Below are 12646 nucleotides of genomic sequence, written 5' to 3' on the forward strand. Positions count from 1 at the left end.
TTAATTTTGTTTCTTCAAAAACAATCGTAAAAGCAATATAAATGTTGTAATTATAATAGGTAAAACAATTACAAAATGAATTTTTCCTATCATATAAAAACAATAACCTCCCAAGAATAACAAGCCGATTAAACTCATTTTTTTAACCCATTTTGTTTTGTTTTTAATCATAAAAAACACAAGAAATATGAATAATGGATTAAGCAAAAGAACGTTATAATTCCAAAACAACTCTTTATGAAAAGAGTAAATACTCATAAACGAAAATAACACTCCGATTAATCCCAAAACAGAAAAATAAATAATATTTGTTGCTTTTTTATTTAAGATTACAAATAATAATAAAATAGCTATTAATGAATAAATGCTATTTAAATAAGAAGTTGAAGTGGTTCTGTTTGCTTCAAAAAGAGTATTTGTCTCGGAAACTAAAGGTTTGTTTTTGTATGAAATATTTTTCAAATTATCATATAAATCTAACGGCAAAAAAATAGTAGTGGCTTGTTGGTCAGGTTTTTGACCAAAAATAAGATTAATGCCCAATTGCTCGTAAAAATGATTTTCAGCATACGGATATAAAACTTCTCGATAAGTTGAATTATCAATATTTTTCTTAATAATGGGTTTCTTTGCGAGCACTTCATTTAGAATATCAATCACTTTTGTAGTGCAATTTCTATCGATAAATTTATAAGTATAAAATGTGTTCTCGGGTAAAAGAGAAGTATTTAATTTGTTAAATAGATTCTGTTTTTCAATAAGAGATAAGTCTAAAATTTGCTCGTAAATAGAGCGATTGTCTTCCTTGTAACTATACTCGAAATCGGCATAAGGGTAAGCTATAGCATAATATTGCAAATCGCCTTTTGCAAATTTTGCTACAAAATTTTCGGTAGTAAAATCGAACATTCCGTAGTTGTAAACCAAGTCAAAATTTTGATTTTTTATTCGTATCGCAGTGTGTCCGTATAAAGAATGTACTTCATCAGCAAGTCCTACGGTAAGAATGCTAATTTTTGTATTTTCGGAAATAAGCGATTCTTGACAATAAGCTATCGAAAATTGCATGCAAAAGAATAGGAAAACTAGTTTTTTTACCATTGGTTTTATCTAAAAATACTTAAATCAACTTTTACCGAAAACACATTCGAATATAAAGCCGCACTTTGGTTTCCTAAATCGGTCAGTGCATAATCGATAGCAATTCCTTTGTACTGAAATCCAACACCGAGATTGGGTTGAAATCCTATTTTTTTGCTGCCATCTATTTGTAGTATTTTCTGAAAATTACCAAAACCAGCTCTCAAAAAAGCCAAATTGTTATAACCAAATTCAGCTCCAATTGCAGGATCGATACTTGCAAAACTGGTCGAAATTAAATCATTTGTTTGTTGAAATTGCATATTCAAATTTGCTGAAGCCAGCAAACTCGTTTCATTGTGAAATTCGTATTTTTTAGCCACACCAAACTGTACTTTTGGTAAAGTAATTTCGCTGCTTTCTGGCAAATCCTGATTTTGTAGTGGGTTTAATGTTTGTGCGTCTTTTATTTTTTGAAATTCCTTTTCATTAATATTCCAAATATTATAAGTAGTCGTAATATCACGAACCATGAGCCCTAATTGCCAATCGTTTTTTTCGAATTGTAAACCCAAATCGAAACCAAATCCCCATGAACTGGCAAAATCTCCAATAATTCGACGAATTATTTTAGCATTTGCACCATATTGAAATCCTTGTACAGGCAATTTTCGGGCATACGAAAAGGTAAAACCATAATCTGCGGTCGAAAACAGGCTGATTCTGTTATAATTTACATTTCCGCTGGCATCAATCAATTGGGTAGTATTTAAAATATCATCAACCCCGAAACGTATAATCGATGCGCCCCAAGCACTACGGTCGTCTATTTTTTTAGCGTAAGCGGCATAATCATATTGTGCAATATTGGCAAAATAATTAGCATGCATCAGTGATGCTTCGCTATCTTCAATTTTTAGCAAACCTGTCGGATTCCAATAACCAGAATTTACATCGCCACTGTGCGCCACCATCGTATTTGCCATACCAAAAGCACGAGCATCGACACCAATATTCATAAATTCGTTCGAATATTTACGAATCGTTTGCGCTTTTGTAAAGCTACATGTGATTAAAAATATAAAAAGTATAAGTTTTTTCAATGAAAATTAATTTGTACAAAGATTAAATAAAAATCTGATATAATAAACGCATCAATGTATAAACTTATTGTACTAAATTTGCGGAATCGATAATTAAATTATTTCAAAAATGAACATCAAAAAACATATTCCCAATATTATTACTTTATTAAATCTTTTTTGTGGTTGTATTGCTTTGGTTTTTGCCTTTCAGCAAGAATTTTTATTGGCGTTTTATTTTGTTTGTTTGGGTATTTTCTTTGATTTTTTTGATGGTTTTTTTGCTCGATTGTTTAAGGTTTCCAGTCCTTTGGGATTACAATTAGATTCCTTAGCAGATATGATAACCAGTGGTGTTGTCCCTGGCGTTATTATGTTTCAATTGCTTTTGAAATCGTTTGGAGAAGAGAAAATAATTAGCATTTCTTCTTGGGATAATTCGGTAATGATTTTACCATTTTTAGGATTTATAATCACTTTAGGAGCTTGTTATCGTTTGGCAAATTTTAATATCGATACCCGTCAAACTGATTCGTTTATAGGTTTGCCAACACCTGCTAATACTTTATTTATTTTGAGTTTGCCTTTGGTTTTGCTAAATCCAAACTTAGAATTTATTACTAATGCGCTTCAAAATCATTGGGTTCTTATTGCAATTTCTATTGTTAGTGCTTATGTTATGAATGCCGAAATTCCTTTATTTTCATTAAAAATAAAAGATTTTACATTCAAGAAAAATGCTTTACAAATCTTGTTTCTAGCAACTTCGGTATTGTTATTACTCGTTTTTAGATATTTAGGAATTCCTATGGTTATTATTTTTTATGTCTTGCTTTCGGTTGTAAATAATATGATTAATAAAAAATAATGTATTAATGGCTGTACGAAAATCAGTTAAGTCTAAAAAACAAAAATCATTTTTTAGGAGCAATACGTTTTACGGATATCTTTTTATCGCATTTTTTTTGCTCATTATATACAGTCAGCGAAATGTTTTGGCTTATTATTTTGGTTTTAAAACCGATAAATTTATTGTTGAAACCAGAATGGCGTCGCTCGATAAAGTATTAGATGCACACATCGAAAAATCCTTTGGCATCGATATTTCTGAATACCAAGACAAAATAGATTGGGATAGTCCTAAAGAAATTGAAGGTGGTTTTCCTATCGAATTTGTTTTTGTTCGCGCCACGGTTGGTAACGACAGATTAGATTATAAGTTCAAAAAATATTGGGCTAAAGCCAAAGAAAGCAAGCTTATTTGTGGTGCTTATCATTACTATCGTCCCAACGAAAATTCGATCGAACAAGCCAATAATTTCATTAAAAATGTTAGACTACAAAAAGGTGATTTCCCTCCCGTGTTGGATATTGAAAAATTACCTAAAGAGCAATCTATCGAAAGGCTAAAAGTAGGATTGCAACGTTGGCTCGATGTTGTCGAAAAACATTATGGGGTAAAACCAATTATTTACAGCAGCGAAAGTTATTATAACGATTTTCTAAAAGAAGATTTCTCAGATTATCCTTTTTGGATTGCAAATTACAGCGCTTTTTATACTGATATTGATTCCGATTGGTCTATTTGGCAAGTAACCGAAAACGGAAAAGTAACCGGAATAAAAGGTTGTGTAGATGTAAATATTTATAACGGAACTTCGTTAGATTTGAAAGAATTATTGATAAAATAATTTTTTAAAAACCATAAAATCAATTGATTAAAATAATGTCGTAAGAATGTCACATCAAAATCTATTTAAAATTTTGGATTTTCTTTTTGTTGAAACTAATCTTGCACTTGTATTATTTGAATTATGAAACAACCAGAATTAGGAAAGAAAATTTTAGAACTAAGACTTTCAAAAGGCTTTACTCAAAATGAGCTTGCAGAAAAGTGTAACTTAAGTATTAGAACAATTCAGAGAATAGAATTGGGCGAGGTTATTCCACGAAGTTTTACGATTAAAACTATTTTTTCTGCGCTAGAATTTGATTTTTATAATACAAAAACAGTATCTCAAAATGTTAAGACGTCAACGTTTAAAGGTGCAATTTTAGAAATTATTAATTTAAAGAAAAACACAATGAAAAAATTATCTTTTTTATCGGTATTGTTGATTTTAGGTTTGTTTTTTATGACAAAAAGCGAAACACAAGCACAAACTATTAATGGTTGGTTTAAAGCTGGAAGTAAAGCCAAAAGTTATGAAATTGGTTTTGATAATTCAGTTACAAAAACAGGAAAGAAAAGTGCTTATATCAAATCTATTGAAGATGAAATAAAGGGTTTTGGTACAATAATGCAAAGTTGTGATGCGAAATTTTATTTAGGAAAACGTATCAAAATGACAGGCTACATAAAATCCGAAGAGGTAACTAATTGGAGTGGAATGTGGTTGCGTGTAGACTCAAAATTCGAAAAAAAACATTTGAGTTTCGATAATATGCACGACCGACCTATAAAAGGAAATTCCGATTGGACGAAATGCGAAATTATTTTGAATGTTCCCAAAGAAAGTAGCACACTAAATTTTGGAGTACTTCTAAATGGGACTGGAAAAGTCTGGTTCGACCGAATTTCTTTCGAAATTTTAGGAGATATTACTGATGCTGTTTCCAGTAATAAAATTCCAGAAAAACCTTCAAACATAGATTTTGAAGATTAAAATTTTATAAAAAAAAGCATCAAAATTTAATTTTTGATGCTTTTTGCTTTAAGTTCTAAAACTCTATTTTCTTTCTTCTTAACTCAAAATTCTGACCTAAATAAACTCTTCGTACCATTTCGTCTTCTACTAATTCTTCTGGTACGCCAGCTTTTAGGATTCCTCCTTCAAACATCAAATATGTTTTGTCGGTAATGGCAAGTGTTTCTTGTACGTTGTGGTCGGTAATTAAAATTCCGATATTCTTATTTTTAAGTTGGGCTACAATTCGCTGAATATCTTCTACAGCAACGGGATCTACTCCTGCGAAAGGTTCGTCTAACAGAATAAATTTAGGATCAGTCGCTAAACAACGTGCAATTTCGGTACGACGACGTTCGCCACCAGATAATAAATCACCACGATTGGTGCGAATGTGTTGCAAGCTAAATTCATCAATTAACGATTCCATTTTAGCTTCTTGATCTGCTTTGGATAATTTTGTGAGTTGCAAAACGCTTAAAATATTATCTTCAATACTCAGTTTTCTAAAAACAGAAGCTTCTTGGGCTAAATATCCAATACCGTTTTGTGCGCGTTTGTACATCGGATAATCGGTAATATTCATATCATCGAGATAAATATTTCCAGAATTTGGTTTTACCAAACCTACAATCATATAAAAAGAAGTGGTTTTTCCGGCTCCATTTGGACCCAATAAACCCACGATTTCTCCTTGGTTTACTTCGACCGAAATACCTTTTACAACACTTCTTCCTTTATAGGTTTTTACTAAGTTTTCTGCTCTTAATATCATTTTGTTTCGTTTAATCGTTTAATCGGTAAAATGTTTAATCGGTACAAATAAACGATTAAAAGAATCAACAAATAAACCTATTAACAATTATTTAGTTTTCTTCTTCAAGCGCTTCCCAAAATTCGTATGCACGACGCAAATGAGGAATTACAATGGTTCCGCCTACCAAAGTGGCGACGCTCATGGTTTCCATCATTTCTTCTTTAGTAACACCTAGTTTGTAAGCTGTCTCTAGATGGTATTTGATACAATCATCGCAACGCAAAACGGCCGAAGCTACTAATCCTAAAAGCTCTTTTGTGCGAACATCGAGTGCGCCTTTGGCATAAGTATTGGTATCAAGATTAAAAATTCTTTTGATGACTTTATTGTTGTCTGCTAACAATTTTTCGTTCATTTTAGAACGATAATCATTAAATTCAGTTACTAAGTTGCTCATTTTGCTTTTCTTTTTTTACTACAAATACCGATATAAATATACTGGCTTCATATATTAATAACATAGGAATTGCGACTGTAATTTGACTCACAACATCGGGTGGCGTAACAATTGCTGCAATAATTAAAACAATTACAACTGCATATTTTCTGTAAGTTCTTAAAAAATCAGGTGTTACTAATCCTAATTTGGTTAAGAAATAGATAAGGATTGGTAATTCGAAAAATAAACCACTGGCAATAACCGATGTTTTTATCATTCCGATATACGAATCGAGATTGAATTCGTTTTTTACGACAGCACTAATTTGAAAGGTTGCCACAAAATTGATAGACATTGGGACAATAACAAAGTAACCAAATAAAACCCCTAAAAAGAACAATATAGAAGCTGTGAATATAAATAATTTTGCATTTTGCTTTTCTTTTTCATACAACGCGGGACTAATAAATTTCCATAATTCCCATAAAATAAAAGGGAATGCAAGGATAAATCCTGCTGTAATGCAAGTCCAGACAAATACATTTACTTGTCCTTCCATACTAGTGTTTTGAATGACAAATGGCAATTCGGTAATGCAAATACTATCGGCAAATCCCAAATAATGTGAAGCATCACAAAAAAAACGGTATGTGATAAAATTAGGATTCGTTGGCCCAAACATAATAGCATCGAATATATAATCACTAAAAGAATAAACAACACAGGCCATAACAATAATAGCAATTGTACTTCGTACTAATAACCATCTTAATTCTTCAAGATGATCCAAAAATGACATTTCGCTGAGATTTTTCTTTGCCATTATACTATTCCTTCTTTTAAAATGTCGTGTAAATGTAAAACGCCAGCATATTTACCTTCGTTTTCTACAACCAATTGTGTGATAGAAAAATCTTCTAAAATATTAAAAGCATCAACAACCATAGCCGAATATTGAATCGTTTTCGGGTTTTTAGTCATAATGTCTTTAGCAGTAAGATGCGAAAAAGTATCATTATTGTTTAGCATTCTTCGAATATCACCATCGGTAATAATTCCAATTACTTTTTCATTTTCTACAACTGCAGTCACGCCCAAACGTTTTTCTGAGATTTCAAAAATTACATTTTTAATAGATGAATCTGGAGAAACCATTGGTTTGTGAGTCATATCTAGCATATCGCTTACGCGAAGTAATAATTTTTTGCCCAAAGCTCCACCTGGATGGTATTTTGCAAAATCTTCACTTTTGAAATTCCTCATTTCCATTAAACAAACTCCAATAGCATCACCCATTACAAGCTGTGCGGTTGTACTGTTTGTAGGAGCAAGATTTATAGGACAAGATTCGGCATCGACCGTAGTATTTAAAACAAAATTAGATTCTTTTGCCAAAAAAGAAGTCATATTTCCAGTAATCGCAATTAATGCGTTACCAAAACGTTTCAAAATAGGAACTAAAGCTTTTATTTCTGGGCTATTCCCGCTTTTTGAAATGCAAATAACCACATCATCTGGCTGAACCATACCCAAATCACCATGAATGGCTTCGGCAGCATGCAAAAATATACTTGGTGTTCCAGTCGAATTGTAAGTTGCCACCATTTTTTGTGCAATAATGGCACTTTTTCCTATTCCAGTAACAACCAATCTTCCTTTAGATTGGTATATGATTTCGATAGTTTTTGCGAAGTCATCGGTAAGATAATCAGTTAGTTTAGCAATTGATTGGCTTTCTGACAACATCGTTTTTTTGGCGGATGCCAATATATTTTCTTTTGATATCAAAACAGAATATTTTAAATTTGTGTATGTAAAAGAAATTTGTATCTTTATGTTCCCGCAAATTTATATAAAATACTATTACTAAAGAATGAATTCACACGAAATTGATATTCACAAGGAATTAAAAAAATATTTTGGTTTTAACCAATTTAAAGGTTTACAGGAACAGGTGATAAAAAGCATCGTAGGTAAGCACAATTCATTTGTAATTATGCCTACTGGTGGTGGTAAATCTTTGTGTTATCAGTTACCTGCACTGATGCAAGGAGGAACGGCAATCGTTGTTTCGCCACTTATAGCTTTGATGAAAAATCAAGTCGATGCAATACGAAGTTTATCTTCAGAAGCAGGAATTGCTCATGTGCTCAATTCGTCTTTAACAAAAACCGAAATTACTCAGGTTAAAAAAGATATCTCTTCGGGTTTAACCAAATTATTATATGTGGCACCAGAATCGTTAACAAAAGACGAATATGTTGCTTTTCTTCAAAAAGAAAAAATTTCATTCGTTGCTATTGATGAAGCGCATTGTATTTCAGAATGGGGACACGATTTTAGACCAGAATACAGAAACTTAAAAAATATCATAAAATTACTTGGAGATGTTCCAATTATTGGGCTAACAGCAACTGCTACGCCAAAAGTACAGGAAGATATCCTGAAAAATCTAGATATGCCTGATGCAAATACTTTCAAAGCATCATTTAACAGACCCAATTTATATTACGAAGTACGTACCAAAACTAAAAATGTCGAATCAGACATTATTCGTTTTATCAAACAACACAAAGGAAAATCAGGAATTATATATTGCTTAAGCCGCAAAAAAGTGGAAGCAATTGCACAGGTTTTACAAGTAAACGGAATTTCGGCAGTGCCTTATCATGCAGGATTAGATGCAAAAACACGAGCCAAACACCAAGATATGTTTCTTATGGAAGATGTCGATGTGGTTGTGGCAACTATTGCTTTCGGAATGGGAATAGACAAGCCAGATGTTCGTTTTGTGATACACCATGATATTCCAAAATCCTTAGAAAGTTATTACCAAGAAACAGGTCGAGCAGGTCGAGATGGTGGCGAAGGTCATTGTTTGGCTTACTATTCTTATAAAGATGTCGAAAAGTTAGAAAAATTCATGTCCGGAAAACCAGTTGCCGAGCAAGAAGTTGGTTTTGCCTTATTGCAAGAAGTGGTGGCTTATGCCGAAACATCTATGTCAAGACGTAAATTCTTATTGCATTATTTTGGAGAAGAATTTGACAACGAAACAGGTGATGGTGGCGATATGGATGACAATATGCGCAATCCAAAAGTGCAGGTTGAAGCCAAAGATCAAGTTGTAAAATTAATAGAAGTAATTCGCGATACCAAGCACATATACAAATCGAAAGAAATTGTATATACACTTATGGGGAAAATAAATGCGATGATTAAGGCACATAAAACTGATGCTCAAAAACTTTTCGGTATTGGTAAAGACCACGATGAGAGGTATTGGATGGCAGTTTTAAGATTGGCTTTAGTCGACGGATTATTATCAAAAGACATAGAAACCTACGGTATTATTAAGGTCACAGATAAAGGATTGGATTTTATAAAAAAGCCACAATCATTTATGATGTCCGAAGACCACGAATATAGTGAAACCGAAGATGAGGCGATTGTGTCAGCATCAAAAGTATCAGGAACTGCCGATGAAGCTTTGATGTCTATGTTGCGCGATTTGCGTAAAAAAGTAGCTAAAAAACTAGGAGTTCCTCCGTTTGTAGTGTTTCAAGATCCATCACTCGAGGATATGGCACTCAAATATCCTATCACTTTAGATGAATTAAGTAATGTTCACGGAGTAGGAGAAGGCAAAGCCAAGAAATACGGAAAAGATTTTATAGAACTCATTTCTCGTTATGTAGAAGATAATGAAGTGATGCGTCCAGACGATTTGGTTGTCAAATCTACGGGAGCAAATTCAGTGAATAAACTGTACATTATTCAGAATATCGACAGAAAATTATCGCTCAAAGACATTGCCAAAGCAAAAGGTTTGGATATGAATACTTTGCTCAAAGAAATGGAGCAGATTGTAAATTCTGGAACCAAACTAAATATAAAATATTGGATTGATGAAATGCTAGACGACGACCAGCAAGAAGAAATTCATGATTATTTTATGGAATCCGAATCCGATGATATAGAAGACGCGCTCAAGGAATTTGATGGCGATTATGATATTAATGAATTGCGATTAATGCGAATAAAGTTTATTAGCGAAGTAGCAAATTAATTGAAAGTCATAAAGTTTAAGAATCATTTTTTTAGACTTTATGACTTTCGGCTTTAAGACATTAGACTACATAAACCTCTCCACGATGCGGTTTCAAAGCATCACGAACAGCAATCATATTCTCATCGGTTACCACCATAAATGCGATGGCGTGCATATCGTTTATCACTTCAAAACCTGTAATGTTTAAAGGGAATTTTTCGATAGCAATATATTCTTTAAGATGAATTTCGTGATGTTCAGCAGTTTTTTCGGAAGCTTGTCCTCTAAAATCCCAAATTAGTTTTATTTGTCTAGACATTTTATAAAGTTTCTAAGGCGTAAAGTTACAAAGATTATTACGCATCAGGAATTTCTGGCTCTACCAATTTTTTTAATTTTTCAAGAGATTCCTGCCATCCAAGGTAGCACATCTCTGTGGGAATAACAGATGGTATGTTTTCTTGTACTATTTTTATCTCTGTACCACATGAAACTTTTTTTAGCCAAACTGAAGTCATCATTTCACCAGGCAAATTTGGATCATCAAATGTGTCAGTGTATTTAATAAATTCATTTGGTTTAAGGTCAATGTATTTACCGCCAAAAGAATGTCCGTTTCCTGTCGTGAAATTAATAAAAGACATTTTAAAACTGCCACCTATTTTTACGTCCATGTTGTGAACTACGCATAAGAAACCATAAGGAGGAATCCATGAAGCCATTGCATTTGCATCTGTAAATGCGCGATAAATTTTTTCCGGAGAAGCCGTTATCACTCGATGTAACGACACACTATTATTTTCCATGATAATTTATTTTTTCTTACTAAATTACAAAAAAAATCAGTTATGATTAATTTATAAATGTCCGAAAGATGTGTCGTGTGTCTAATATTGCTGCTAACTCATTTATAAATCCACTTCAAATTCTTACTTTTGTAATCGAATCTACTTTACAAAAATGCCTAAAGAACTTTTACTACAAGTTACACCCGAAATTGCTGCAAACGAAAGTTTGTTAAAAGACTATTTGTCGAAACAAATAAAAGTTTCTGTAAAAGATATTCAGCATATTTCTATTTTAAAACGTTCTATCGATGCGCGTCAGAAAGCCATTAAAATCAATCTAAAGATCAATATTTTTCTTCAAGGAGAAAATTTTGTTGAACAAAAAATAGAACTTCCAGAATATAAAGATGTTTCAACTTCGCAAGAAGTAATTGTAATAGGAGCAGGACCAGCAGGACTTTTTGCAGCGTTGCAACTCATAGAATTAGGGTTAAAACCAATAGTCATCGAACGAGGAAAAGACGTTCGTGGTCGTCGTCGAGATTTAAAAGCCATCAATGTTGACCATATTGTAAACGAAGATTCTAATTATTGTTTTGGCGAAGGCGGAGCGGGAACGTATTCCGACGGAAAATTATACACTCGTTCTAAAAAACGTGGCGATATAGATAGAATTCTAAAATTACTCGTTGCTTTTGGTGCCACACCAGATATTTTGGTAGAAGCCCATCCGCACATTGGAACCAATAAATTACCACAAATTATTCAGGATATTCGAGAAAAAATCATCGAAATGGGAGGAAAAGTCCTTTTTGAAACTCGTGTAACGGATATTTTAGTCAAAAATAATGAAGTGCAAGGCGTTGTAAACCAAAACGGAGATACAATTGTTGCCAATAAAATAATCTTAGCCACAGGACATTCTGCTCGTGATATTTTCGAATTATTAGACAGAAAAAAAATATTTATCGAAGCAAAGCCATTTGCACTTGGCGTTCGTGCAGAACATCCACAAAGTTTGATTGACCAGATTCAATATTCATGTGATTATCGAGGCGAACATTTGCCGCCAGCTCCGTATTCTATTGTGAAACAGGTAAATGGTCGCGGAATGTATTCGTTTTGTATGTGTCCTGGTGGAGTCATTGCACCTTGTGCGACGAGTCCAGGCGAGGTTGTAACCAATGGTTGGTCTCCATCTAAAAGAGATCAGGCTACTGCCAATTCCGGAATTGTAATCGAATTAAAGCTAGAAGATTTTAAACCATTTGCAAAATTTGGTGCTTTGGCTGGAATGGAATTTCAAAAAAGTATCGAGCAAAATGCGTGGCATTTGGCTGGAGAAACTCAAAAAGTTCCGGCACAACGAATGATTGATTTTACACAGAATAAAGTATCAAAAGAAATTCCAAAAACATCTTATGTTCCTGGAACTACTTCGGTAGAAATGGGTCAGGTTTTCCCAGGTTTCTTATCACAAATATTGCGAGAAGGTTTTTCGGAATTCGGAAAATCGATGAAAGGTTACTTAACTAATGAAGCCATTTTGCACGCGCCAGAATCTAGAACATCTTCGCCAGTTCGAATCCCGAGAGACGAAATTACCTTAGAACATTTGCAAATAAAAGGACTATATCCTTGCGGTGAAGGAGCAGGTTATGCCGGTGGAATTATTTCGGCAGCTATCGATGGAGAGAAATGCGCTTTGAAAATTGCCGAGAGTTTGTTGCGATAAAATTTCTAAAATTGAAGCCTAATTATT

At 33.1% G+C, this 12646-nt stretch carries 13 protein-coding genes; 5 read left to right on the forward strand and 8 right to left on the reverse strand.

The window, feature by feature from the left end; all coding sequences use genetic code 11:
- On the reverse strand, window positions 1-1101 hold the full coding sequence (locus BM053_RS09820) for a lipoprotein N-acyltransferase Lnb domain-containing protein (protein ID WP_091476940.1): 1101 nt from the start codon (window positions 1099-1101) through the stop codon (window positions 1-3).
- A 5-nt stretch (window positions 1102-1106) separates the two neighbouring features.
- Entirely contained in the window at window positions 1107-2183 is a 1077-nt protein-coding gene (locus BM053_RS09825; protein ID WP_091476941.1) for a putative type IX sorting system protein PorV2, read from the reverse strand.
- A 109-nt stretch (window positions 2184-2292) separates the two neighbouring features.
- On the opposite strand from BM053_RS09825, the gene BM053_RS09830 reads away from it, so the two are divergent.
- The 3 genes from BM053_RS09830 to BM053_RS09840 all read left to right on the forward strand — a co-directional run bounded on the left by BM053_RS09830 (window position 2293) and on the right by BM053_RS09840 (window position 4828).
- Window positions 2293-3030, forward strand: coding sequence for a CDP-alcohol phosphatidyltransferase family protein (locus BM053_RS09830; RefSeq protein ID WP_091476943.1), 738 nt, complete (start codon window positions 2293-2295; stop codon window positions 3028-3030).
- A gap of 7 nt (window positions 3031-3037) precedes the next feature.
- Window positions 3038-3853 (forward strand): glycoside hydrolase family 25 protein, encoded by an 816-nt coding sequence (locus BM053_RS09835; RefSeq protein ID WP_091476945.1) that lies wholly within the window; start codon window positions 3038-3040, stop codon window positions 3851-3853.
- Window positions 3854-3976: 123 nt separating this feature from the next.
- Window positions 3977-4828, forward strand: coding sequence for a helix-turn-helix domain-containing protein (locus BM053_RS09840; RefSeq protein WP_091476947.1), 852 nt, complete (start codon window positions 3977-3979; stop codon window positions 4826-4828).
- A 55-nt stretch (window positions 4829-4883) separates the two neighbouring features.
- Here the strand turns inward: BM053_RS09840 and lptB are convergent, their stop codons facing one another.
- From lptB to BM053_RS09860, 4 genes are all read right to left on the reverse strand, one after another.
- Complete coding sequence (gene lptB, locus BM053_RS09845) at window positions 4884-5624, reverse strand: LPS export ABC transporter ATP-binding protein (RefSeq protein WP_091476949.1); 741 nt, start codon at window positions 5622-5624, stop codon at window positions 4884-4886.
- Window positions 5625-5715: 91 nt separating this feature from the next.
- Window positions 5716-6063, reverse strand: coding sequence for a carboxymuconolactone decarboxylase family protein (locus BM053_RS09850; RefSeq protein WP_091476951.1), 348 nt, complete (start codon window positions 6061-6063; stop codon window positions 5716-5718).
- Window positions 6044-6868, reverse strand: coding sequence for a twin-arginine translocase subunit TatC (gene tatC / locus BM053_RS09855; RefSeq protein WP_091476953.1), 825 nt, complete (start codon window positions 6866-6868; stop codon window positions 6044-6046). The genes BM053_RS09850 and tatC overlap by 20 nt, the downstream gene beginning before the upstream one ends.
- Entirely contained in the window at window positions 6868-7833 is a 966-nt protein-coding gene (locus BM053_RS09860; protein WP_167357336.1) for a KpsF/GutQ family sugar-phosphate isomerase, read from the reverse strand. Before BM053_RS09860 ends, tatC begins: the two co-directional genes overlap by 1 nt.
- An 85-nt stretch (window positions 7834-7918) precedes the next feature.
- Between BM053_RS09860 and recQ the strand changes: the two genes are divergently transcribed.
- On the forward strand, window positions 7919-10114 hold the full coding sequence (gene recQ, locus BM053_RS09865) for a DNA helicase RecQ (protein ID WP_091476954.1): 2196 nt from the start codon (window positions 7919-7921) through the stop codon (window positions 10112-10114).
- 61 nt (window positions 10115-10175) lie between these two features.
- On the opposite strand, the gene BM053_RS09870 is transcribed toward recQ, so the two are convergent.
- Together BM053_RS09870 and BM053_RS09875 are read right to left on the reverse strand one after the other, a co-directional pair.
- A complete protein-coding gene (locus BM053_RS09870; RefSeq protein ID WP_091476956.1) occupies window positions 10176-10415 on the reverse strand; it encodes a hypothetical protein in 240 nt (79 codons plus the stop codon).
- Window positions 10416-10452: 37 nt separating this feature from the next.
- Entirely contained in the window at window positions 10453-10887 is a 435-nt protein-coding gene (locus BM053_RS09875) for an SRPBCC family protein (protein ID WP_244148520.1), read from the reverse strand.
- A 169-nt stretch (window positions 10888-11056) separates the two neighbouring features.
- Here BM053_RS09875 and BM053_RS09880 point away from each other — a divergent pair, with 169 nt between their 5' ends.
- Window positions 11057-12619, forward strand: coding sequence for an NAD(P)/FAD-dependent oxidoreductase (locus BM053_RS09880; RefSeq protein WP_091476961.1), 1563 nt, complete (start codon window positions 11057-11059; stop codon window positions 12617-12619).
- Window positions 12620-12646: the final 27 nt, after the last annotated feature.

Origin of the sequence: Flavobacterium swingsii, from assembly GCF_900111965.1 — a bacterium.
Taxonomy (GTDB): Bacteria; Bacteroidota; Bacteroidia; order Flavobacteriales; family Flavobacteriaceae; genus Flavobacterium; species Flavobacterium swingsii.